Below are 23,387 nucleotides of genomic sequence, written 5' to 3'. Positions count from 1 at the left end.
ACGCCACAAGCCCTCGCGAAAGCCTTCCCATCACCCGCATTTAGAGTGACCGCAGGCGCGGCAGGTCATGCAGCCTTCGATCATCACCAATTCATAGGCGCCGCACGAGGGGCAGGATTTTGGCTTGGCATTGCCCTTGACCGAGAAAGCCGCGCCGGCCTTGGGGTCGGATTTCAGACCCAGCCCTGCGCCTTCGATGAAGCCGATGGCGATCAGGTGTTCCTCGATCACGCCGCCGATCGCGGCGAGGATCGAGGGGATGTATTTCCCCTGCATCCACGCCCCGCCACGCGGGTCGAAGACCGCTTTCAGCTCTTCCACCACGAAGCTGATATCGCCGCCACGCCGGAACACCGCCGAGATCATCCGCGTCAGCGCCACGGTCCAGGCGTAATGCTCCATGTTCTTCGAGTTGATGAAGACCTCGAACGGCTGACGACGCCCGGCCACGACGATGTCATTGACGGTGATGTAGATCGCGTGCTCGCTCACCGGCCATTTCAGCTTGTAGGTCTGGCCCTCCAGCGCCTCGGGGCGGTCGAGGGGTTCGGAGAGATAGATCACCTCGGCGCCCGTCTCGGCCTGCGGCACGGTATCGGCCTTCTCGGACACGGCCAGAACCGAGCCCGTCACCGCATTGGGGCGGTAAGTGGTGCAGCCCTTGCAGCCCATGTCCCAGGCCGAGAGATACACGTCCTTGAAGCTTTCGAAATCGATATCTTCAGGGCAGTTGATGGTCTTCGAGATGCTGGAATCGACCCATTTCTGCGCTGCGGCCTGCATCCGCACATGGTCCATCGGGGCCAGCGTCTGCGCCGAGACGAAGTAGTCGGGCAGCTCGGCATCGCCGAATTTCTCGCGCCACAGGCTGACGGCGTAATCGACGACCTCTTCCTCGGTCCGTGAGCCGTCCTTTTGCAGCACCTTGCGGGTATAGGCATAGGCGAAGACCGGCTCGATCCCCGACGAGACATTGCCCGCATAGAGGCTGATCGTCCCGGTGGGCGCGACCGAGGTGAGCAGCGCGTTGCGGATGCCGTGGGTGCGGATCGCCTCGCGCACATCGTCATCCATTTGCTGCATGTTGCCCGAGGCGAGGTAAGGCTCGGCTTCGAAAAGCGGGAACGCGCCCTTCTCTTTCGCCAGATCGACCGAAGCGAGGTAAGACGCGCGGGCGATGGCCTTCATCCAGGCTTCGGTCTGGGCGACAGCCTCGTCCGAGCCGTAGCGCAGGCCCATCATCAGCAGCGCATCGGCAAGGCCGGTGACGCCAAGACCGATACGGCGCTTGGCCTGCGCTTCCTGCGCCTGCTGGGGCAGCGGGAATTTCGACGCATCGACCACGTTGTCCATCATGCGGATCGCGGTGCGCACCAGTTCGTCCAGTTCGGCGGTGTCGATCCCGGCCTCGGTTTCGAACGGGGCCGAGACCAGCCGCGCGAGGTTGATCGAGCCCAGCAGGCAGGCACCATAGGGCGGCAAGGGCTGTTCGCCGCAGGGATTGGTGGCCGCGATGGTCTCGGCGTAGCTGAGGTTGTTGGCCTTGTTGATGCGGTCGATGAAGATCACGCCCGGCTCGGCGTAATCATAGGTCGCGCGCATAATCTTGTTCCACAGATCGCGCGCGGGCAGGCTGCGATAGGTGCGGCCGTCAAAGGTCAGGTCCCACGACGCATCGTTCTTCACCGCTTCCATGAACGGATCGGTCACCAGCACCGACAGGTTGAACATGCGCAGGCGGGCCGAATCCTGCTTGGCTTCGATGAATTGCTCGATATCGGGGTGATCGCAGCGCATCGTCGCCATCATCGCGCCCCGGCGCGAGCCGGCCGACATGATGGTGCGGCACATTGCGTCCCAGACATCCATGAAGCTGAGCGGCCCCGATGCGTCGGCGGCAACCCCCGCCACCGGCGAACCCTTGGGCCGGATGGTCGAGAAATCGTAACCGATACCGCCGCCCTGCTGCATGGTCAGCGCGGCTTCCTTGAGCATCTCGAAAATGCCGCCCATGCTGTCGGGGATCGTGCCCATGACAAAGCAGTTGAACAGCGTGACCGAGCGCCCGGTCCCCGCCCCGGCCAGAATGCGGCCCGCCGGAAGGAAGCGGAAATCTTCGAGCGCGGCATAGAACTTGTCCTCCCACGCCTCGGGCTTGGCCTCGACGCGGGCCAGATCGCGGGCGACACGGCGCCAGCTGTCTTCAAGCGTGTCATCCACCGGCGTGCCGTCGGCGGCTTTCATCCGGTATTTCATGTCCCAGATCTGCGCGGCGATGGGGGCGGCGAAACGGCTCATGGCGGGATCCTGAGGCAAGAGGGTCTTAGAGGGGAAGGCGCAGGATATAGGACCAGCGTCGCGCGCGGTCAACGGCGCTGGCGGCGCTTTCGCCGCCCTTTCGCGGGCCTTTGCCGAGCCGCTGCGGACCTGTCGTCCCTCCCCTTGTTCTCGGCCGCACGGCGCTACATATTGCGGCCATGACCACGCATATCCTCAAGCTGAGCGTCGGAACCGAGTCGGTGGACGATCTCGAAGGCTGGCAGAAACTGCGCGCCGAGCAGGCCCCCGATGGCCTGCCGCGTCACGTCACGCGCATGTGGCCGAAACGCGCCGACGAGGTGCTCGACGGCGGGTCTATTTACTGGGTGATCAAGGGATTGGTGCTGGCGCGCCAGCGGATCCTGCGGCTCGATCCGGTCGAGGGCGCGGATGGTATTCAGCGTTGCGCGATGGTGTTCGAACCCAAGCTGATCCGGACTGAGCCTGCACCGAGGCGCCCGTTTCAGGGCTGGCGATATCTCAAACCCGAAGATGCGCCGCGCGACATGCCGGAATATCGGGAGGGCGACGACGAATTGCCTCCCGAACTGGCCGAGGCCTTGGCAGAATTCGGCCTGCGCTGACGCGCAGGCCGGTCGTCTTTGTTCGTCAGGCTATGGCGAAGACGCCGAGCAACATCAGCAGGAACAACACCAGCACGACAACGATCAGAATCTTGGCACCGCTGAGCGCGAGCCCCGACAGGCGACCGAAACCGAGAAGGGCCGCGACGGCGGCAATGACGAGCAGTATCAGGATCCATTCAAGCATAGGGTAAACCTCAAAATAGTCGCGGGCCTGTTGCCGCTATCGTGAGGCAAACGTGCCAAGCCACGCGCGAGTTCCCCTATTCCCTGCATTTACTGCCTTTCATCGTCCCTGAAGCGCCTCCCATTCGGCGAGCGCCGGGTTCGAAGGCGGTGTCCCCTCGTCCGGGGCGGGCACCGGGCGCGGTGATACCGCGCGTCCCGGCGCCAGGGTGACCGGACGCCCGCCGCGCAAGTAATGCGTCTCTCGCGCGCCGAAATAGAACGCCACCACCGCGCCCAGCAGCCACCAGAGCGGCTCGGGCACCTCGGCAAGGCCGCGCATCCGGACGGCGAAGCCCGCAGGGTCGGCCATCGCATAGGCAAACAGCCCCAGCGTCCCCAGCGCCAGCATCGGGCGGGGCAGGCGATTGAGCCCGTTAACCAGCCCGTCGAACCACCCTGCCCTGCCCGCGCGGAACTCGGCCGCATAGGCCGCCTGCGTGGCGGTGAAAGCGTCGTGGCCCAGCTCCATCCGCCGCGTGGCGTTGGGGCGGAAGACCTCGGCCACCTGAGCGCCGACGCGACCGATCTCGGCCACCCCGCCGCGCGCGAAGAGCGCCCGCGCAATTCCCGAGATCAGCCCCATGCCGCCACCCTTTCACGATGCTCGGCCTCGCTCAGATGAAAGCGCGGCGCGATGAATTCCTCGGCCCGGATGATCCAGCCCCCCTTGCCACCGTCGCGCCGGCGCGCATAGCGGCGCGAAGCCGGGCGGCGGTCGGCCAGTGCGTAGTAATAATCGCGCCGGGCAATCCCGTAGGCATCGGCGATGTGGTCGGGGGCCAGGTCGGCGGCTTCGCGCGCGGCGGCAAGCGTCAGCGGGCCGATGGCCCCGTCGACGACCAGATCGAAGCCCATCGCATTCAACAGCCGCTGCAGGATGCGCACGGCGTTGCTGCCCGCATTGACATACATGTCGAACACGCCCGGCTGCAGCGCATCGGGCAGACCGGCCAGACCGGGCCCGTGATAGTAATGCTGCAAGAAGATCGCCACGGCCTGTTCGCGGCTGAGCGCGCGTACATCGGCCTCGTCGACCGCGCCGTCGTCATTCAGATCCAGCCCCAGCCGCCGCATCGTATGGATGGTGACGCCGAAATTCGTGGCCCCGCCCGGATCGTTGGGATCGTTCACGAAGCCGCCCTCGCGGGCGACGATCTCTTCGGCCAGCTCTCGCACATCGCGCATGGCGTTCTCCCGTCACTGCAGACGGTGCGAGAGTGGCGGCGGAAAGGCTGAGATCAGGTATCGCGGGCGGACGTTGCGTAAGTCTCGCCGTGATATTCGCATTCCGGGGCATTGGCGGCGGCGTTGGGGCTGCCTTCGACGCCCACCGCATCGGCGACCTCGCGGGGCATGTAAGTCTCGTCATGCTTGGCGAGGATCTCGGACGCTTCGAACACGCCATTGACCAGACTGCCGGTGGCGACGGTGCCTTCGTTCTCGCCGAACAGGTCGGGAAGGATACCGCGAAAGGTCACGGGCACGGATTCGCAGAAATCGGTGACGCGGAACGAGACGGTTTCGCCCTGCCCGCGCACGATCGATCCCACCTCGACCATGCCGCCGAGACGAAACACCTCGTTCGCGGCGGGCGGCTCGGCCATCACCTGACTGGGTGAGCGGAAGAAATTGATACCGTCGCGCATAGCGAACCCGATCAGACCGGTGCTGAGCGCCAGCGCCACGGCGGCCACGACGATGATCTGCACGCGGCGGGTCTTCTTGAGGCTCTTCATACCGGCCATGGGCTTGCTCCGATCGCTCGCTCGTTGGTCATATCGGCATCAGCTAAGCATTCGCGACCCGTGGCGCAATCGGGCCGAATGCCGCATCAGGCCGCGCTGAACGGGATCCGACGACGCAGGAACTGGGTGGCCTTGCGGCCCACCGCAGCCGGGTCGCCGGTGGTCAGGAAGGCGCTTTCGCGCCCCTCGCCCACCATCTCGGGATGGCGCTTGAGGTAATCGTCAAGGCTCGCCGCGACCAGCTCGGGCTGCGAATACACCGAGACATCGGGACCAAGCGCCGCGCGGAACGCGTCTTCCATCAGCGGGTAATGCGTGCAGCCCAGAACCGCCGCTTCGGGATTGGGCATCCGGCGGTGCAGCGCCTCGACATGGCTGTGAACCAGCGCCTCGGCCAGGATCATGTCGCCCTGTTCGATCGCGTCGACCACGCCGCCGCAGGGCTGCGCTTCGACATCGACACCAATGGCGCGGAAAGCGAGTTCGCGCTGGAAGGCGCGGCTGGCCACGGTGGCGGGCGTGGCGAACAGCGCCACATGCTTCACCGCCACCTCGCGCGGGGGCGAGTTGTCTCCCCATTGCCGTTCGGTCAGCGATTCGATCAGGGGCACGAAGACGCCCAGCACGCGCTTGTTCTCGGGGATCCAGCTTTCCTGCATCCGCCGCAAAGCCGCCGCCGAGGCAGTGTTGCAGGCCAGAATGACCAGATCGCAGCCTTCTTCGAACAGCCGCTGCACGCCCTTGGTGGTGAGCTGATAGATATCCTCGGCGTCGCGGGTGCCGTACGGGGTATTGGCGTTATCGCCGTAATAGACGAAGGGCACATCGGGCAGACGCTTGTTCAGCGCATCCAGAACCGTGAGCCCGCCCAGCCCTGAATCGAACACGCCTACTGCCATCTGAGCCTCTATCGCCGATACGTATCCTCGAATTCGTGGCCCAGCCGGGCCCAGTCCGAGGGATTTGACGATAAGTCATACGTCTTGCGGCGCAGGAAATCCATCACCTCTTTGGGGGTTTGCGCCGCGCTCGCGACTTCCTGATGCGGGATCGGGCCGCCCACAGCCAGCCGCACCGGCCGATCCGTCCGCGCGGCGAATTCGCGCACCAGAAGCGCCATGCGCAGGGAATAGTGCAGATGGCTCGATAGCTGGAACAGGCGGCTGTTCTGGCCCTCGAACCACAGCGGGACGATGGTGGCGCCTGATTGCGTGACCATCTTGGCGGTAAAGTTACGCCACAGCGGATCGCGGGCGGGGGCAAGCGGCGTGGCGCCGGTGGCGACCGTCCCGCCGGGAAAGATGCCGACGGCGCCGCCGGCCTTCAGATAGCGGATCGCCTCGGCGCGCGTGGCGATGTTGCGTGCCTGTGCGTCACGGCTGCCGGAGAAATCGATGGGCAGGATCGCGCGGTTCACATCCGGAGCCTTGTCGAAGACCTGATGCGCAACAATGCGGAAATCCCCGCCCCTGACCGCCGACAGGATATGCCCCATCACCAGCCCGTCGAGGATGCCGAACGGGTGGTTCGAGACCACGACCAGCGGCCCGATCGCGGGCATCGTGTCGAGCGAGCCGCGCAATATGTCGAGCCGCAGGCCGAAGCGCTCCATCATCACGCGCCAGAAGTCACGACCCGCGGCGACCTCGTCTCCATAGCCCTCGGCCCGGCGCAAGAGTGACGCGCGGCCCGTCGCGTTCTCGACACTGCGGATCATCGCCCGGCCAAGCGGCGTGGCGGCGGAATGGGCATAGGTGATCTCGCGCGCGGCACCGGCCGCGGGCCGCATACGGCGGCGCTTGGGGAATGGCGGCAGGGGCGGATCGATGATGGCGAAGGACATGGGCAGACCTCGTGCGGTTGGCCTGTCCTATCAGCGCCGAATGACAAAACGGCGACGCCGCGAGGGCGTCGCCGTTTCTCTCTTCGTCACGGGCTGGCGTTACTCGGCGGCCATGCGCGTGGGCGTGCCGCCCGAGGCGATCGCGGCAAGCAGTTCCTCGCGCCGTTTCGCCGCTGCGCGTTCATTGGCTTCCTTGACGGGACCGTAGCCGCGAATGGACAGCGGCAGCATCGCCAGTTCAAGGATCAGATCCCGCGTCTCAGGCGCGAGCTTGGGCAGAACCGCCTGCATGTCGCCTTCGAACTGCTTGATAAGGCTGCGTTCCATCTTGCGCTCGGACGAATAACCGAACGGGTCGAAGGGCGTGCCGCGCAGGCCCTTCATCTTCGCCAGCATACGGAAGCCCGACATCATCCACGGCCCGAATTCACGCTTCTTGGGGCGTCCCTGCGAATCCTTGCCGGTCATGATCGGCGGCGCGAGATGGAATTTCATCACGAAATCGCCGTCAAACGTTTCGCGCGCCTTGGCCTCGGTCGCCAGATGCAGCCGCGCGACTTCGTATTCGTCCTTGTAGGCCAGAAGCTTGAAATAGCCCTTGGCGACGGCCTCGCGCAGCGGCTTGTCTTCGACCCGGTCGACCAGCTTGCGGAACCGCTTGGCCAGACGCTTGCCCTGATACGCGACCAGCCGCGCCTCGCGATAGGCGACCGGATCGACCGGCACGCTGGCCGTATCGGCGGGTTCGATCACGCGCGCGGCATCCTCAGGGTGCAGCGCTGCCCAGCGACCGATATCGAAGGCGCGCAAATTGCCCTCGACGGCGGCCTTGTTGAGGCGGATCGCTTCGCGGATCGACTCGCCCGACAGCGGGATCAGCCCCATCTGCCACGCACCGCCCAAGACCATCATGTTGGAATAGATCGAGTCGCCCAGCAACAGACGCGACAGTTCCGACGCGTCGAACATTGTCAGACCTTCACGCAACCGCGCTTCAAGAGAGACCTGCAAATCGCGGACCGGAAGCCGGAATTCCGTGTCCCGCGTGAAAGCGCCGGTGATGATCTCGTGGCTGTTGACGACAGCGCCGGTGCGCCCGGTGGTCATCAGGCCCACGGTCTTCGCACCCGCCGTCACCACCAGATCGCCGCCGATCACGGCATCGGCTTCGCCCACCGCGACGCGCACGGCGCTGATATCCTCGGGCCTGTTCGCCAGACGCAGATGGATATGCACGGCGCCGCCCTTCTGGGCGAGGCCCGCCATCTCCATCATGCCCGCGCCCTTGCCGTCGATCTGCGCGGCCTGCGCCATGACGGCGCCCACCGTCACCACGCCGGTGCCGCCGACGCCGGTGATCACGACGTTATGGGTCCCGGTGATCGCGGGCAGTTCGGGGTCTGGCAGATCCGGCAGATCCAGCGCCTGGGTCGCGGACTTCTTCACCGTGGCCCCTTCGAGCGTGACAAAAGACGGGCAGAAGCCCTTGAGGCAGCTGAAATCCTTGTTGCACGACGACTGGTCGATGGCGCGCTTGCGGCCCAGTTCGGTTTCCACCGGCACGATCGACACGCAGTTCGACTGCACACCGCAATCGCCGCACCCTTCGCAAACATCGGTGTTGATAAAGACCCGGCGGTCGGGATCGGGAAATTGCCCACGCTTGCGACGGCGGCGCTTTTCGGCGGCGCAGGTCTGGACATAGATCAGCGCCGAGACGCCCTTGGTGTCCGCCAGACGGTCCTGCACCGACATCAGATCCGCGCGCTCGACCTTCTCGACATCGGACGGGAATTGCGACAGGTCGATCTCTTCCTTCTCGTCATAGACGACCACGACGGGTTTGACGCCCATTGCCACGATCTCGCGCGCGATCTGATAGGCGGTAAGCCCGCCTTCGTTACGCTGACCGCCCGTCATGGCGACCGCGTCGTTGAAGAGGATCTTGTAGGTGATCGTCGTTCCGGCGGCCAAGGCCGCGCGGATCGCCTGCACGCCCGAATGGTTATAGGTGCCGTCGCCGAGATTCTGGAAAACATGGCCGCGATGCGAGAACAGGCTTTCGCCGATCCAGTTTGCGCCCTCGCCGCCCATATGGGTAAAGCCCTGCGTTGAGCGGTCCATCCATTGCACCATGTAATGGCACCCGATGCCGGCATAGGCGCGGCTGCCCTCGGGCACCTTGGTCGAGCTGTTATGCGGGCAGCCCGAGCAGAACCACGGCGTGCGCTGCGCGATATCGGGGGCGTTGTCGGCGCGGCGGGTTTCGGCCATCCGTTCAAGCCCTGTGCGAATCGTCTCGCTGTCGCAGCCTTCCTCAAGGAAAATGCCACCCAACTTCTCGGCGATCATCACCGGATCAAGTGCGTAGCGGGTCGGGAATAGCTCCTCCGAATGCCGCCCCCCGGCGCCGCCCTTGTACCAGCCGTAAACGCGGCGGCCCCGGCGGTCGTCGAAAATCGCTTCCTTGATCTGCACCTCGATCAGCTTGCGCTTTTCCTCGACGCAGATGATCAGATCCAGATCCTCGGCCCATTCATGGAAGCTTTCCATGTCCAACGGCCAGGTCTGACCGACCTTATAGGTGGTGATGCCAAGCCGCTCGCAGGTCTCTTCATCCAGCCCCAGAAGCCCCAGCGCGTGGACGAGGTCGAGCCAGTTCTTGCCCGCCGCGACCAGCCCGATCTTCGCGCCCGGCTTGCCCCAGATCCGCTTGTCCATGCGGTTGGCTCGGCTGAAAGCCTCGGCGGCGAAGCGCTTGTAGTCGATCATCCGCGCTTCCTGCGCGACGGGCGTGTCCTGCAGCCGGATGTTCAACCCGCCCTCGGGCGTCGTGAAATCGGGACGCACGAATTGCATGCGGTGCGGGTCAGCATCGACCACGGCGGTGGCCTCGATCGTGTCCTTCATCGTCTTCAGGCCCACCCACAGCCCGGAAAACCGGCTGAGTTCATAGGCGTAATGGCCGTAATCGAGGATCTCCTGCACGCCCGCGGGCGACACGATCGGCATATAGGCATCGACCATCGCCCAATCGGATTGGTGCAGCACGGTCGAGGATTCGCCGGTATGGTCGTCGCCCATCGCCATGATGACACCGCCTTGGGGCGAGGTGCCCGCCATGTTGGCATGTTTCATCGGGTCGCCCGAGCGGTCGACGCCCGGCCCTTTGCCGTACCACAGCGCGAAGACCCCGTCATAGGCGCCCTCGCCCCGAAGCTCGGCCTGCTGGGTGCCCCAGATGGCAGTCGCAGCGAGGTCTTCGTTCAGACCTTCCTGAAATTTCACATGGGCGTCGTCGAGAAAGGGTTTCGCACGCTGCATCTGCAGATCGACGGCGCCCAGCGGCGAACCGCGATAGCCGGTCACGAAGCCTGCCGTGTTCAGCCCCGCCGCCCGGTCGCGCGCGGCCTGCGCGATCATCAGCCGGACAAGGGCCTGCGTTCCGTTAAGCAATACCGGAGACTTCTCGAGGTCGAACCGGTCGTTAAGAGACACCGTTTGCTTACCCATCGTGCACCCTCCCAAGCGCTTGCCGATTTGCTGGCCTATGCGTGATTATAGGTCAAAATTACTGACCTTCCAGCCCCTGCTATGGAATTCTTAGCTTTCGTCGGCGAGAACGTTCCGATAGACACCTTCATGCACGGCACGGCTGGCCCCTCAAACAGAATTTTCCGCGATGGATTGGGATAAACTTCGAATTTTTCACGCGGTCGCGGACGCGGGCAGTCTCACGCATGCCGGCGATACGCTGGGACTGAGTCAGTCTGCGGTCAGCCGTCAGATCCGCGGTCTGGAAGAATCGCTGGGCACGACGCTGTTCCATCGCCACGCGCGCGGCCTGATCCTGACCGAACAGGGCGAGCTTCTGTTCGACGCGACGCGGGCGATGAGCAAGCGGCTCGACACCGCCGCCGCGCGCATCCGCGACAGCGAGGAAGAGGTGTATGGCGAACTGCGCGTCACCTCGACCACCGCTTTCGGCACGCTGTGGCTGGCGCCGCGCCTGCCCTCGCTCTACGCCAAGTATCCTGAACTGAAGATCGACCTGATGCTGGAAGAGCGGGTTCTGGACCTGCCCATGCGCGAAGCCGATGTCGCCATCCGCATGAAAGAACCCAGCCAGGCGGACCTGATCCGCAAGCGGCTGATGGGCGTGAAAATGCGGCTCTATGCCTCGCCCGAATACCTGAAGGAAAACGGCACGCCGCAGACGCTGCCGGAAATGGCGCGTCACCGGCTGGTCTGCCAGAATGCCAATGCCCATCAGGTGTCGGCCGGTGCGGCCCTGGTGCGCGAGCTGATGACGCATGCGATCCGCACCACCTTCACGGTGAACAACTATTTCGGCGTGCTGCAGGCGGTGATCAATCATCTAGGCATCGGCGTTCTGCCCGATTACCTGACCGAGGATTTTCCGCAGCTCGTGCGCGTGCTGCCGGATGTGGAAAGCGCCGATGTCCCGGTGTTCCTCGCCTATCCCGAAGAGCTGCGCCATTCCAAGCGCATCGCGGCCTTCCGCGACTTCGTTCTGGAGGGCGTGATCGCCTATCGCAAGCAACGTGTGACGGCAGCAGATCTCTGATGGCTCTCCCCCAGATTGCGCGCCTTGAGTGAGGCATGCATGCAACGCATCACGGCTATGATGCAAGCGCAGCAACGAAATCATTGAACGAATGCAACGACTCGATTATTTGAGTTTTCAAGATGCATGGCTCTGTCATGTATCTTTACCTCCCTGTTGGACTTGGGCCGAGCTTTGCTCGGCCTTTTTTTTTGGCATTCCTGCAGGGCGACTCGGGGATACGCCCAAGAAGCGGGCAGTTTGAAAACACCGAGGTCGCTACAAGGCACAGCGTCCCGACAGCCGACGCGGCACGCGACATGACCGGCGCACCGGGCCAGAGATGCGCGCGGAAGGCGAAAAAGCCGAAAAAATGCCGTGGCAGGCGGGATCGGGAACAGGCGGCGCTTTTCCTTGGGCATCGCTTGGCCTATGACGCCCCCAAGCATTGGAGACCTCGCCCGTGACCACCGAGCCCGCCATCACCCCCGACCTGATCGCAGCCCACGGCCTGAAGCCCGACGAATACGATCGCATCCTCGAGATCATCGGCCGTGAACCCAGCTTCACCGAGCTGGGCATCTTCTCGGCCATGTGGAACGAGCATTGCTCGTACAAATCCTCGAAGAAATGGCTTCGCACGCTGCCCACCACGGGCCCGCAGGTGATCTGTGGTCCCGGCGAGAATGCGGGCGTGGTGGATATTGGCGACGGTCAGGCGCTGATCTTCAAGATGGAGAGCCACAACCACCCGTCCTATATCGAGCCCCATCAGGGCGCGGCGACCGGCGTGGGGGGCATCCTGCGCGACGTGTTCACGATGGGCGCCCGCCCCATCGCTGCGATGAACGCGCTGAGCTTCGGCCTGCCGTCCCACCCCAAGACCGCGCATATCGTCAAGGGCGTGGTCGAGGGCATCGGCAGCTACGGCAATTGCTTCGGCGTGCCGAATGTGGGCGGTGAAGTGCGCTTCCATGCCAGCTATAACGGCAACTGCCTTGTGAACGCCTTTGCGGCGGGTCTGGCGGATGCGGACAAGATCTTCTACTCGGCCGCTTCGGGCGTCGGCATGCCGGTCGTCTATTTGGGCGCCAAGACCGGGCGCGACGGCGTCGGCGGCGCAACGATGGCCTCGGCCGAATTCGACGACACGATCGAGGAAAAGCGCCCCACGGTTCAGGTGGGCGACCCGTTCACCGAAAAGCGCCTGATGGAAGCCACTCTGGAGCTGATGCAGACCGGCGCGGTGATCTCGATTCAGGATATGGGGGCCGCGGGCCTGACCTGTTCGGCGGTCGAGATGGGCGACAAGGGCAAGCTGGGCGTCAAGCTGCAGCTCGATGCCGTGCCGCAGCGCGAAGCAGCGATGACCGCCTATGAGATGATGCTGTCGGAAAGCCAAGAGCGGATGCTCATGGTGCTGCATCCCGAAAAGGAAGCCGAAGCGCGCGCGGTGTTCGAGAAATGGGATCTCGATTTCGCCATCGTCGGCGAAACCATCGCCGAAGACCGCTTTCTGATCCTGCATGGCAACGAGATCAAGGCCGATCTGCCGCTGTCGAAACTGTCCTCGGAAGCGCCGGAATACGACCGCCCCTGGGTCGAGACGCCCGACGCTGCCGATCTGGAACCGGTCGCGCAGATCGACCCGGTGGACGGGCTGAAGGCGCTGATCGCAAGCCCCAACTACGCCCACAAGGCCTGGGTCTGGGAGCAATACGACCACATGGTCATGGGCGACACGGTGCGCGTGCCGGGTCTTGGCGCGGGCGTGGTGCGGGTGCATGGCACGCAGAAAGCCGTTGCCTTCACCAGCGACGTCACCCCGCGCTACGTCAAGGCGAACCCGGTCGAGGGCGGCAAGCAGGCAGTGGCCGAAGCCTATCGCAACCTGACCGCCGTCGGTGCGCGGCCGCTCGCCGCCACCGACAACCTGAATTTCGGCAATCCCGAAAAGCCCGAGATCATGGGCCAGTTCGTCGGCGCCATCAAAGGCATCGGCGAAGCCTGCGCGGCGCTGGACATGCCGATCGTGTCCGGGAACGTCTCGCTCTACAATGAAACCGACGGCACCGGGATTCTGCCCACGCCGACAATCGGCGCGGTCGGGCTGCTCGACAGCCTTGACGAGCTGATCGCGGGCCAGCCCGTTCTGGGCGATTTCGCGCTGGTGATCGGCCAGACCAAGGGCCATCTGGGCCAGTCGGCGATTCTGGCCGAAGTGTTCAACCGCGAAGACGGCGACGCGCCGCATGTCGATCTGGACGCTGAGAAGCGCAATGGCGAGTTCCTGCGCGCCAACCGCGCGCTGTTCAGCGCCGCGACGGATCTGGGCGATGGCGGTATCGCGCTGGCGGCCTTCGAGATGGCCGAAGGCGCCGGGATCGGCGTGAGCCTCGACGCCGCGACGACCGAGTTCCTGTTCGGCGAAGATCAGGCGCGCTATCTCGTCGCCTGCTCGTTCGACCGGGCCGAAGCGCTGATGGTCGCGGCCAGCGCGGCCGGCGTCACGCTGACCTCGGTCGGCAAGTTCGGCGGCGATACGTTCAGCGTCGGCGGATCCTCGGCCCCGCTGGCCGAGTTGTCGGCGCTCTATCGCGGGGCGTTCGAGGCGGCGATTTCCTGACCGACCGTCACGCGGGACGGAACTGAGGCACGGCGGGGGGCTGCAAGCCCCCCGCGCCCCCCGCTCCAAGGGGGGCACGCCCCCCTTAGAAATCCCCGTGAGTATTTCCGGCAAAGTGAAAATGGGGGTTGTTTCGTCCTGCGGGGCGCGGCAGGGGGAGGTCATGCACGATCTTCCCGATCTCACCCCCGATTGCTCGGCCTGCGCGGCGCTGTGCTGCATGGCGCTGCCCTTCGACAAGGGCGAGGCTTTCGCCTTCGACAAGCCCGCTTTGCATCCCTGCCCCAACCTGTCGGGCCATGCCTGCACGATCCATGACCGGCTGGAAACCGAGGGGTTTCGCGGCTGTGGGCTTTACGATTGCCTAGGCGCGGGGCAACGGGTGGTGGGCGAAATCTTCGCGGGCGCCGACTGGCAGAACGATACCAGCCTGCGCGCCCCGATGGCCGAGGCGCTGACCCTGCTGCACCGCGTCCATGCCGCGCTGGAACTTCTGGTGGCGGCAGAGCGTCTGACCCTGCCCGATGCGCTTGCGAGCGAGCGCTCGGCGTTGCGCGCTGCTTATGCGCCTGAGGCCGGCTGGACGCCGGAGACCTTGCGCGCGCATGCCGCATCAGGGCTTGATAAGCGGCTGCGGGCCTTTTTGGCATCCCTCAGGGCGCATGTTTAACGCGCTGGGCGCCGGAGCCGGGACTTGCACCCAAACCCACCGGGTTTTACATCTGTCTCAACTCAAGGAGACGCGCATGCCCATCTCGGCGACCGAAATCGAAACCCTGCTGCGCGAGAGCTTTCCCTCGGCGCAGATCACCATCACTGACCTTGCCGGCGACGGAAATCACTACGCCGCCGAGGTGATCGATCCCAGCTTCAAGGGCCAGAACCGGGTCCAGCAGCAGCGCGCCGTCTATGCCGCGCTCAAAGGCAAGATGGACGGCCATAACGGCGACCTGCACGCGCTGGCGCTGACCACCAAGGCCCCGGATTGAGCCCGAGCCGCGCAGGAAGAGCGATGCGTGAGAGCCGCGATCCGTCGGGCTGGCGGCTGGCCATGCTCAACGCGGCGGCGCTGATCGGGCTGGCTGCCCACGCCGCAATCACCGGGCCCGAGGTCGAGATGGCGCCGCCGGATATCGCCATGGCGCGGGTCTTTCATCTGGCGCTGACCGGGCTGGCCGTGTTCTGGCTCTGGCGTCTGACACCCCTCACCGCCGGACGCGAGCGCCTGCGCCGGGTCACGGCGATCGTGCTGGGGCTTGCAATCTTTGCCGGGTCGGGGCTTCTCGCCCGCGATTTCGGGATTATCTGAGACCACAATCGCGCCGGACATCGTTTCCGGCCCGCACAGAAACACGCGCCCGACAGCGCACCGAGGAAAGGACCCAAGATGAGCGTTCAGGATCAGATCCGCGAGAAAGTCGACAGCACCGATGTCGTGTTGTTCATGAAGGGCTCGAAAACCATGCCGCAATGCGGGTTCTCCAGCCGCGTCGCCGGTGTCCTGAACTTCATGGGGGTCGAGTACACCGATATCGACGTGCTGGCCGATCCCGATGTGCGTCAGGGCATCAAGGATTTCTCGGACTGGCCGACGATCCCGCAGCTCTATGTGAAGGGCGAATTCGTCGGCGGTTGCGATATCATCACCGAGATGACGCTGTCGGGCGAGCTGGACCAGCTGTTCGACGCCAAGGGCGTGACCTATGACAAGGACGCCGCGAACAAGATCCGCGAAGCGAATACCTGAGGCGACCGCCTTCGGGTTCAGAAACAAGAGGCCGGTGCAGCGCACCGGCCTTTTTTCGTGTCCCGGTCCGTGACGATTGAACCGCGCGCCCTGCCCCGGCTACTTATGGGCGGTTGCAGTGGCCGCGAAGGCGCGCGGCCCTGTAAGACGACGATTGAGACGGAAAGACACGGAATGGAAGCGACGATCACCTTTATCGGCCTTGCGGCGATGTTTGCCTTCATGGGCGTCATGATCTGGCGGTCGATCCAGCGCAACAAGCAGATCAAGGCCGGCTACCGGGCCTATGCCGAGGCGCATGGACTGACCCATGATTACCGCACGATCCGGGGAAAGGGCGCCGAGGCGCTGTTCGAGGACCCGCATCAAGGCATGACGCTGATCGTCAAGCGGCGCTACAAGAAGCAATCGGGCAATGGCCGCAGCCGCTCGGGCGGCAGCGCGGTGGTTCAGTTCGACGATCCCCGTATGCCCGGCGGTATCGCGATCTATGCGCAGGAAATGCGCGAGGGCATGGCGCAGGCCGCAAGCACCTTCGCGGGGATCTTCGACAATTCAATCGGCAAAATGCTGATCGGACGGATTTTGGGCGACGATGTCGGCGAGTATCTGGGCGAGATCGACGAACAGCCGGTGCCGCCGGGTCTGGACCTGACGATCCTCGCCAGCGTCGATCCCGCGCCATGGTTCGATGCCGCTGCCGCCGAGCGCGCGCTGTCGGTCTTCGGCAAGGGCGAGCAGCCGCTGGTGATGATCACCGAAAACGGCCTGCAGCTGCGTCTGGCGCGCGAAGTGACCGAGCCCGAGGCGCTGGATACGCTGATCGAGACCGCGCGGCGGCTGAAAGCCGAGATCCGGCGCTGACGCGGCTCAGCGGTTTTCGAGATCCTCGGCCATGGCCTCGGCCCGCTCGGCCAGATCGGCCATGCGTTCGAGCGTGCCCTCGGGCAGGGTCGGCGCGCTGGTCGGGGGCGTGGCGCGCAGACGTTCGGTCTCGGCGCGCAGCTCGGCCATCTCGGCTTCGAGCTGCTTGACGCGGTCTTCGGCACCGGCGGTCTTGTCGGCCAGCATCAGGCCCGCCATCAGCAGCATTTTGGATTCCGGCAACCGGCCTATCTGGCCGATCAGCGTCGTCGCCTCGGCATCGAGCAGGGCGGCGGCGGCGCGCAGGTAATGCTCTTCGCCCGGCTGGCAGGCGACATCGAAATTCTTGCCGCCGATGGTAACGGTTTCGTTGGGCATGGGGGCCTCCGGCTCAGCGCGCATCCGCCGCAAGAAGCGGCTTCAATTCCGACAGGATTTCTTCCATCTCGGCCATCTCGGCGCGGCGTTCAGCCTGCAGCGCTTCCAATTCGGCCGAAATCGACTTGTTGATCAGCGTGGCGTCGGGGAAGCCTTCGATCTGCGCTTCGCGCAGGGCCGTATTCGATTCCATCAGCTTGGCATTGGCCTTTTTCAGCCGCAGCATTTCGAGGCTCTGCAGATCGAGCTGTTCTGTCAGCCGCGCAAGACGGCGTTCAAGCTGCCCGATCGTGGTTTCTTGCCGCTGCTTGACCTGATGCACCCGCTCGGAAAGCTGGGAATTGGCCGCACGTTCCTTTTCCAGCGCGTCGCGCAGGCTGGCGATGGTGGCCGCCTGTTCGGGATCGGGCGCGGCCTCGGCCGGACGGCCCAGCCCGAAGACCGACCCTTTCGCCGCTTTCGCGGCCCCCTTTTCCAACTGGAACGCAATCCGGTCGAGCGCCGCCGATAGCCTGCGTTCAACGGGAGCCAGATCGCTCATGTGCTTCTCCTCGAGACAGCCCGGTTCTCGCGGCACACGAATCATGCCGCCCGCGGGTCCGGAATAGTTTTGTCCGAGAATAGGTTGAAAATCGCGCCTTTCCAACCGATCAGCGCCCTTCGCGCGCCAGTTCCTGCCTGCTACGCTTGATCTTGGTCCGATCCCTGTTAAGAGCCTGCGCTAACATTCCCCACCGTGAAGGAACGCTGCCTTGGAAATCGCCACGCTTCGAGACACGCACCCCGATCACTGGCGCCTTGCCACCGCCATCCGTGTTCTGGCCATGGACGCGGTCGCCGCGGCCAATTCCGGGCATTCGGGCATGCCGATGGGCATGGCCGATGTCGCCACCGTGCTGTTCCGCAATCATCTGAAGTTCGACGCCTCTGCGCCCGACTGGGCCGACCGCGACCGCTTCATCCTGTCAGCGGGCCATGGCTCGATGCTGATCTATTCGCTGCTGCATCTGACCGGCTATGCGGACATGACGCTTGAGCAGCTCAAGAACTTCCGCCAATGGGGCGCGATCACCGCGGGTCACCCGGAATACGGCCACGCCAAGGGGGTCGAAACCACCACCGGCCCGCTGGGTCAGGGCATCGCAAACTCGGTCGGTTTCGCCATGGCCGAAGAGCATCTGCGCGCGCGCTGGGGCGCCAAGGTGCAGGACCACTACACCTATGTCATCGCCGGTGACGGCTGCCTGATGGAGGGCGTGAGCCAGGAGGCGATCGGCCTTGCCGGGCGTCACCAGCTGTCGAAGCTGATCGTGCTTTGGGACAACAACGGCATCACCATCGACGGCAAGGTCTCGCTGTCGGACGTGACCGACCAGAAGGCGCGCTTCGCGGCCTCGGGCTGGGACGTGTTCGAATGCGACGGCCATGACCCCGCCGATATCGACCGCGCCATCACCGAGGCCAAGGCCTCGCCGCGTCCCGCGATGGTGGCCTGTGCCACGCATATCGCCGTGGGCTCGTCGGCGCAGGATACCTCGAAAGGCCACGGCGCGCTGACCGACGCCCAGCTCATCGCCGATACCCGCAAGGTCTATGGCTGGGAACACGGCGCCTTTGAGATCCCGTCCGACATCAAGGCCGAATGGGAAGCCATCGGTGCGAAAGGCGCCCAGGAGCGCAAGGACTGGGAAGCCCGCATGGTCGCCCTCGCCCCGGCCAAACAGGCCGAGTTCGAGCGCATCTTCGCACGCGAGCTGCCCAAGCGCCTGACCGCCGCGATCCGCAAGGTCAAACGCGACGCGATCGAGACGCCCAAGAAGATGGCGACCCGCGCGGCGTCCGAAGTGGCGCTGAAAGCGATCAACCCGATCGTCACAGACACGATGGGCGGCTCGGCCGACCTGACCGGTTCGAACAACACCAAGACCGACGATCTGGGCGCGTTCGACGTGGCAAGCCGCAAGGGCCGCTATGTCTATTGGGGTATCCGCGAACACGGCATGGCCTCGGCGATGAACGGTCTGGCGCTGCATGGCGGTATCCGGCCCTATTCGGGCACCTTCATGGCCTTTACCGACTACGCCCGCCCCGCGATGCGCCTGTCGGCGCTGATGGGGATCCCGGTGGTCTATGTCATGACGCATGACAGCATCGGTCTGGGCGAAGACGGCCCGACCCACCAGCCGGTCGAGCATCTGGCGATCAGCCGCGCCACGCCCAACACGCTGGTCTTCCGCCCCGCCGATGTGGTCGAGGCGGCCGAGGCCTGGGAATGCGCGCTGGAGCAGAAGACGACGCCGTCGGTGATCTCGCTCTCGCGTCAGGGCGTGGCACAGGCGCGCACGCAGAACACCTCGAAGAACCTCGTGAGCCAGGGCGCCTATGTGCTGGCCGAGGCCGAGGCGAAGCGCCGCGTGATCCTGATCGCCACCGGCTCCGAGGTCGAAATCGCCCTCAAGGCGCGCGAGATGCTGGAAGCCGAAGGCATCGGTACGCGGGTCGTCTCGATGCCCTGCATGGAGCTGTTCGCGCAGCAAGACGAGGCGTATCGCAAGCGCGTCCTGCCTGCGGGCCCGGTCCGCGTGGGGATCGAAGCCGCGGTTCGCGCCGGCGGCTGGGACCGCTGGCTGTTGGGCGAGCGGGCCAAGAAATCGGACTTCGTGGGCATGGTTTCGTTCGGTGCCTCGGCGCCCGCCGAAACGCTCTATGAGAAGTTCGGCATCACCGCCGAGGCGACGGTGGCCAAAGCCAAGGCGCTGCTGTAAGCGTCGGGCGATCATTATGGGGCACCCGGCTGTCACGCCGGGTGCCCTGCCCCCTCGGAAAGCGAGGGTCCGGAAGAAGGAGTTTCATGCACAGAAATCAGCGCTGAGCCGTCAGACGGCTGAGAACCCGGCCGCCCCATGGGTGTGCCGCCGTATTGATATTTTCTGTGGATGAAACATGACCAATCCCATCCAGACGATCCGGGCCTATGACCCGGCAAACAATCGCGCAAGCGATCCCAAGGCGCTGTCTGCGCTATGGCTTGCAGCCTCGCTCGGGGCGCATGGCTTTCTGGGCCGCGCGCAGCTCGAAGAGCAGCAAACACTGATCGAAACGCGTTATCTGCCGATGGCCGAAACCTTCGTGGCCGAGGCCGCAGATGGCCATCCTCTGGGCTTCATCAGCCTGCTGGGCGACTTCATTGGCGGGCTGTTCGTCGCGCCCGAGGCACAGGGACGCGGCATAGGCCGCGCGCTTCTGGACCACGCCCGGGCCCGGCGCAACGCGCTGGAGCTCGAGGTCTATGCCGAGAATGCCGGGGCCCTGCGCTTCTACCGGCGCTACGGGTTTCGCGAGGTCTCCCGGCGCGCGTGTGACGATGAGGGTCTGCCGCACGCCAATATCCATATGCGCCTCGACTGAGGGCCGCACCTGATACCGATGACAAAAGCCGCCCCCCGGGGCGGCTTTCTGTCCTGTCTGCCGGAGCGGTGCGTGCCCAGCACGCACCCTACAGCGTCAGGACAACAGGCATCCGTTCCCAGTATAAGACAACGGCGTAGGGTGCGTGCTGGGCACGCACCACCCGCTCATGCCCATTCGCCCTTGCGCATCACCGGCACGCGCTCGCCCGACTGGGTGATGCCGTCGACATCGATCTGGTCCGAGCCGATCATCCAGTCGATATGGATCGCGCTGGAATTCCCGCCCCGACGCGCGACCTCGTCCGCAGCCATCGTCTCGCCGCCCTGGAAACAGGTGGCATAGCACTGGCCGAGTGCGATATGGCTGGCGGCGTTCTCGTCGAACAGCGTGTTGTAGAACAGCATCCCCGATTGCGAGATCGGCGAGCCATGCGGCACCAGCGCCACCTCACCCAGCCGCCGCGCGCCTTCGTCGGTATCGAGCACCTTCTGCAGCACCGCCTCGCCCTTGGTGGCCTTGGCCTCGACGATGCGGCCCTCTTCGAACCGGACCTGAATGTTCTCGATCAGCGTGCCCTGATGCGACAGCGGCTTGGTGGCCGAGACATGCCCCGTAACCCGGCGGCAATCGGGCGTGGTGAAGACCTCTTCGGTGGGGATGTTGGGGTTGCAGGTGATGCCGTTGGTGCTGGCCGTCGCGCCGGCGAGCCAGCGATGCCCTTCGGCCAGACCGACCTGCAGATCGGTGCCCGGCCCGGTGAAATGCAGGGCCGAGAAATTCTGTCCGTCCAGCCATGCCGAGCGGCGGCTCAGTTCAGCGTTATGCGCCTCCCACCGCGCGACCGCATCGCCGTCATCGACGCGCGAGGCGGCGAAGATCGCGTCCGCCAGCAGGCGCTGCGCGTCATGCTCGGACAGATCGGGCGAGACCAGCCGCGCCCAGGCGGCATCGGGCCAGGCGACGATGCTCCAGTTGGTGGCGAAGCGGGTGATGCGCTCGCGCGCGGGGGTATAGGCCATCGACATCGCCTTGTTGGCGCGGCCCACCTTGTCGGGATCCTCGTTGGCAAGCAGCATCGGGTCGCCCCCGGCAATGGCCAGCCGCGCCGCGCCGTTGTCATAGGCGGCGGCCATACCGTCATAGAGCCACGACGCGGCGCTGTCGAAGCTCTCGTCGCGCGCATGGCGGTAGCGCGCCAGCGTCACCTCGTCATCCGACAGGATCGGCGTCACCACGCCCGCGCCTGCCTTGTAGGCATGCTCGGTAATCCGGCGCACCAGCGGCAGGGCGCTGACCGGCGCGGTCAGCACGAGGTCCTGGCCGGGCTGCAGGTTCAGCCCCACCTTGACGGCGACTTCTGCCAGGCGGTCGAGTTTGACGGGATCGATCGGGTCTTGCATTGCGTTACCTTTTTTCGTCCGGGCGTTGCCCCGGCATCAGGGGAAGGATAAACCCGCCCTGCCCCCCGTCAATGCGTGTCCCCCTTCACGGCGGAACGGCGTCACGAAAGGACCCCTATGACCCAGCTGATCGCATCGCTTGCCGAGATCTCGGACCCCTATGACGTGCTCTACTGCGACCTGTGGGGCTGTCTGCATAACGGCAAGGCGCTTTTCCCCGAGGCCGTGGCCGCGCTGCAAGCCTTTCGCGCCAAGGGCGGCACCGTCGTGCTGATGACCAACGCGCCACGCACCCGGCATTCGGTGAAGAAGCGGCTCGACCAGATGGGCCTGCCCGAGGATGCCTATGACGCCATCGCCGCTTCGGGCGATGCGACGCAGGTGGCGATGCTGCAAGGCGCCGCCGGGCGTAAGCTGTGGCATCTTGGGCCGGGCAAGGACGAGGATCTGTTCGGCATCATCCCCGACTGGCTGCAGGACCAGCCGCCCATCGAGCGCGTCGAGCTGGACGAGGCCGAGGGCATCATCTGCACAGGCCCCTTCGACGAGTTCAACGAAACGCCCGAGGATTATCGCGGCCGCTTCCTGAGCGCCAAGGCGCGCGGGTTGACCATGCTGTGCGCCAATCCCGATCTGATGGTCGATTTCGGCGATACCCGCATCCCCTGCGCCGGTGCGCTGGCCGAGCTTTACGCCGAAATGGGCGGCGAGGTTCTGCAATTCGGCAAGCCGTATCCGCCGATCTACGATCTGGCGCGCAATATCCTTGCCGAAAAGGGCCTGACATACGAGCCCGACGCGGTTCTGGCCATTGGCGACGGCGTGCGCACGGATATTCGCGGCGCACAGGCCGAAGGGATCGACGCGCTTTTCGTCACCGGCGGGCTGGAAGCCGAGCGTTTCGGCGCGGATGTCGCGGCCCCCGATGCCGGTTTGCTGGACACATGGCTCAAGGCCGAGGATCTGCATCCGCGTTACGCCATCGGCCGCTTGCGCTGAGCGGTCTTGCTTGCGGGGTGCCGCGGGCTAACTGACGCTTAACAACCCGACATTGCGAAAAGCCCGGCCCCCTGCGCGCCGGGCCTTTTGCCGGACAGACAAGGAGAGATCATGACGCTTTCGCTGAAAATCATTATCGGGTCCACGCGCCCCACCCGTAAAGGCCCTGCCGTTGCCCGCTGGATCGACGAACTCGCCCGCAAGAACGACGCGTTCGATGTCGAGCTGGTCGATCTGGCCGAGATCGGGCTGCCGCTGCTTGATGAGCCGAACCACCCGGCGATGAAGAAATACGAGCACGATCACACGAAACGCTGGAGCGCGGCGATCGAAGGCGCCGACGCGCTGATCTTCGTGACGCCGGAATACGATTTCTTCGCCCCTGCCTCGCTGGTCAACGCGATCCAGTGCCTGAGTCAGGAATGGAAGTACAAGGTCGCGGGCGTGGTCTGCTATGGCGGCATTTCGGGCGGGCTGCGCTCGTCTCAGGAACTGCGCATGCTGTTGGTCAATAACGGCGTGATGCCGATCCAGCAGGTCGTGCCGCTGCCGATGTTCGCCGACAGCATCAACGAAAAAGGCGTATTCGAGGCCAACGACAAGATGGTCGAAGGCGCCGAGGGCATGTTGTCGGAACTGGTCAAATGGGGCACCGCCCTCAAGACCATTCGCTAAA

At 65.0% G+C, this 23,387-nt stretch carries 23 protein-coding genes; 12 read left to right on the top strand and 11 right to left on the bottom strand.

Annotated elements, in window-relative coordinates:
- Positions 1–30 precede the first annotated feature (30 nt).
- Complete coding sequence (locus JI664_RS05550) at positions 31–2,298, bottom strand: adenosylcobalamin-dependent ribonucleoside-diphosphate reductase (protein ID WP_207012728.1); 2,268 nt, start codon at positions 2,296–2,298, stop codon at positions 31–33.
- A 179-nt stretch (positions 2,299–2,477) separates the two neighbouring features.
- Between JI664_RS05550 and JI664_RS05545 the strand changes: the two genes are divergently transcribed.
- Positions 2,478–2,903 carry a DUF1489 family protein gene (locus JI664_RS05545; RefSeq protein ID WP_207012727.1) on the top strand — a complete coding sequence of 142 codons (426 nt, stop codon included), beginning with the start codon at positions 2,478–2,480 and terminating at the stop codon, positions 2,901–2,903.
- 25 nt (positions 2,904–2,928) lie between these two features.
- On the opposite strand, the gene JI664_RS05540 is transcribed toward JI664_RS05545, so the two are convergent.
- The 7 genes from JI664_RS05540 to JI664_RS05510 all read right to left on the bottom strand — a co-directional run bounded on the left by JI664_RS05540 (position 2,929) and on the right by JI664_RS05510 (position 10,232).
- On the bottom strand, positions 2,929–3,090 hold the full coding sequence (locus JI664_RS05540) for a DUF1328 family protein (protein WP_207012726.1): 162 nt from the start codon (positions 3,088–3,090) through the stop codon (positions 2,929–2,931).
- Between the two features lie 99 nt (positions 3,091–3,189).
- Positions 3,190–3,714, bottom strand: a complete 525-nt coding sequence (locus tag JI664_RS05535) for a holin family protein (RefSeq protein WP_207012725.1) — start codon at positions 3,712–3,714, stop codon at positions 3,190–3,192.
- The gene (locus JI664_RS05530) at positions 3,705–4,316 is read right to left on the bottom strand and encodes a holin-associated N-acetylmuramidase (RefSeq protein WP_207012724.1); all 612 of its coding nucleotides are present in this window, start codon (positions 4,314–4,316) and stop codon (positions 3,705–3,707) included. The genes JI664_RS05535 and JI664_RS05530 overlap by 10 nt, the downstream gene beginning before the upstream one ends.
- Before the next feature lie 53 nt (positions 4,317–4,369).
- Complete coding sequence (gene ccmE / locus JI664_RS05525) at positions 4,370–4,867, bottom strand: cytochrome c maturation protein CcmE (protein ID WP_207012848.1); 498 nt, start codon at positions 4,865–4,867, stop codon at positions 4,370–4,372.
- 95 nt (positions 4,868–4,962) lie between these two features.
- Positions 4,963–5,775, bottom strand: coding sequence for a glutamate racemase (locus tag JI664_RS05520; protein ID WP_207012723.1), 813 nt, complete (start codon positions 5,773–5,775; stop codon positions 4,963–4,965).
- A gap of 8 nt (positions 5,776–5,783) precedes the next feature.
- The gene (locus tag JI664_RS05515) at positions 5,784–6,719 is read right to left on the bottom strand and encodes a lysophospholipid acyltransferase family protein (protein ID WP_286173869.1); all 936 of its coding nucleotides are present in this window, start codon (positions 6,717–6,719) and stop codon (positions 5,784–5,786) included.
- A 99-nt stretch (positions 6,720–6,818) separates the two neighbouring features.
- Entirely contained in the window at positions 6,819–10,232 is a 3,414-nt protein-coding gene (locus JI664_RS05510; protein ID WP_207012722.1) for an indolepyruvate ferredoxin oxidoreductase family protein, read from the bottom strand.
- A 169-nt stretch (positions 10,233–10,401) separates the two neighbouring features.
- On the opposite strand from JI664_RS05510, the gene JI664_RS05505 reads away from it, so the two are divergent.
- The 7 genes from JI664_RS05505 (at position 10,402) to JI664_RS05475 (ending at position 16,523) form a co-directional block, all read left to right on the top strand.
- Entirely contained in the window at positions 10,402–11,307 is a 906-nt protein-coding gene (locus JI664_RS05505; RefSeq protein ID WP_207012721.1) for a LysR family transcriptional regulator, read from the top strand.
- Between the two features lie 442 nt (positions 11,308–11,749).
- Positions 11,750–13,912: a phosphoribosylformylglycinamidine synthase subunit PurL gene (gene purL, locus JI664_RS05500; protein ID WP_207012720.1), complete on the top strand. Its 2,163-nt coding sequence runs from the start codon at positions 11,750–11,752 to the stop codon at positions 13,910–13,912.
- A gap of 163 nt (positions 13,913–14,075) precedes the next feature.
- Positions 14,076–14,582 (top strand): hypothetical protein, encoded by a 507-nt coding sequence (locus JI664_RS05495; RefSeq protein ID WP_207012719.1) that lies wholly within the window; start codon positions 14,076–14,078, stop codon positions 14,580–14,582.
- A 76-nt stretch (positions 14,583–14,658) separates the two neighbouring features.
- Entirely contained in the window at positions 14,659–14,901 is a 243-nt protein-coding gene (locus JI664_RS05490; RefSeq protein WP_109532438.1) for a BolA/IbaG family iron-sulfur metabolism protein, read from the top strand.
- A gap of 23 nt (positions 14,902–14,924) precedes the next feature.
- Positions 14,925–15,221, top strand: coding sequence for a hypothetical protein (locus JI664_RS05485; RefSeq protein ID WP_207012718.1), 297 nt, complete (start codon positions 14,925–14,927; stop codon positions 15,219–15,221).
- A 78-nt stretch (positions 15,222–15,299) separates the two neighbouring features.
- Positions 15,300–15,659, top strand: coding sequence for a Grx4 family monothiol glutaredoxin (gene grxD, locus JI664_RS05480; RefSeq protein WP_207012717.1), 360 nt, complete (start codon positions 15,300–15,302; stop codon positions 15,657–15,659).
- 174 nt (positions 15,660–15,833) lie between these two features.
- On the top strand, positions 15,834–16,523 hold the full coding sequence (locus JI664_RS05475; protein ID WP_207012716.1) for a hypothetical protein: 690 nt from the start codon (positions 15,834–15,836) through the stop codon (positions 16,521–16,523).
- 6 nt (positions 16,524–16,529) lie between these two features.
- Here the strand turns inward: JI664_RS05475 and JI664_RS05470 are convergent, their stop codons facing one another.
- Both JI664_RS05470 and JI664_RS05465 read right to left on the bottom strand, forming a co-directional pair.
- Positions 16,530–16,901 (bottom strand): cell division protein ZapA, encoded by a 372-nt coding sequence (locus JI664_RS05470; protein WP_207012715.1) that lies wholly within the window; start codon positions 16,899–16,901, stop codon positions 16,530–16,532.
- A 13-nt stretch (positions 16,902–16,914) separates the two neighbouring features.
- Complete coding sequence (locus tag JI664_RS05465; protein ID WP_207012714.1) at positions 16,915–17,442, bottom strand: hypothetical protein; 528 nt, start codon at positions 17,440–17,442, stop codon at positions 16,915–16,917.
- 211 nt (positions 17,443–17,653) lie between these two features.
- On the opposite strand from JI664_RS05465, the gene tkt reads away from it, so the two are divergent.
- A complete protein-coding gene (gene tkt, locus JI664_RS05460; protein WP_207012713.1) occupies positions 17,654–19,666 on the top strand; it encodes a transketolase in 2,013 nt (670 codons plus the stop codon).
- A 178-nt stretch (positions 19,667–19,844) separates the two neighbouring features.
- Positions 19,845–20,309 carry a GNAT family N-acetyltransferase gene (locus JI664_RS05455; protein ID WP_207012712.1) on the top strand — a complete coding sequence of 155 codons (465 nt, stop codon included), beginning with the start codon at positions 19,845–19,847 and terminating at the stop codon, positions 20,307–20,309.
- Between the two features lie 167 nt (positions 20,310–20,476).
- Here JI664_RS05455 and JI664_RS05450 read toward each other — a convergent pair whose 3' ends face one another.
- Positions 20,477–21,712 (bottom strand): aminopeptidase, encoded by a 1,236-nt coding sequence (locus JI664_RS05450; RefSeq protein ID WP_207012711.1) that lies wholly within the window; start codon positions 21,710–21,712, stop codon positions 20,477–20,479.
- Positions 21,713–21,829: 117 nt separating this feature from the next.
- On the opposite strand from JI664_RS05450, the gene JI664_RS05445 reads away from it, so the two are divergent.
- Together JI664_RS05445 and JI664_RS05440 are read left to right on the top strand one after the other, a co-directional pair.
- Positions 21,830–22,711 carry a TIGR01459 family HAD-type hydrolase gene (locus tag JI664_RS05445; protein ID WP_207012710.1) on the top strand — a complete coding sequence of 294 codons (882 nt, stop codon included), beginning with the start codon at positions 21,830–21,832 and terminating at the stop codon, positions 22,709–22,711.
- A 111-nt stretch (positions 22,712–22,822) separates the two neighbouring features.
- A complete protein-coding gene (locus JI664_RS05440; protein WP_207012709.1) occupies positions 22,823–23,386 on the top strand; it encodes an NADPH-dependent FMN reductase in 564 nt (187 codons plus the stop codon).
- The last annotated feature ends 1 nt before the right edge of the window (position 23,387 follow it).

The sequence above is a fragment of the Rhodobacter sp. NTK016B genome, from assembly GCF_017303295.1.
In the GTDB taxonomy this organism is placed as follows: Bacteria; Pseudomonadota; Alphaproteobacteria; order Rhodobacterales; family Rhodobacteraceae; genus Pararhodobacter.
This window is presented reverse-complemented; position numbering and strand designations above follow the sequence as displayed.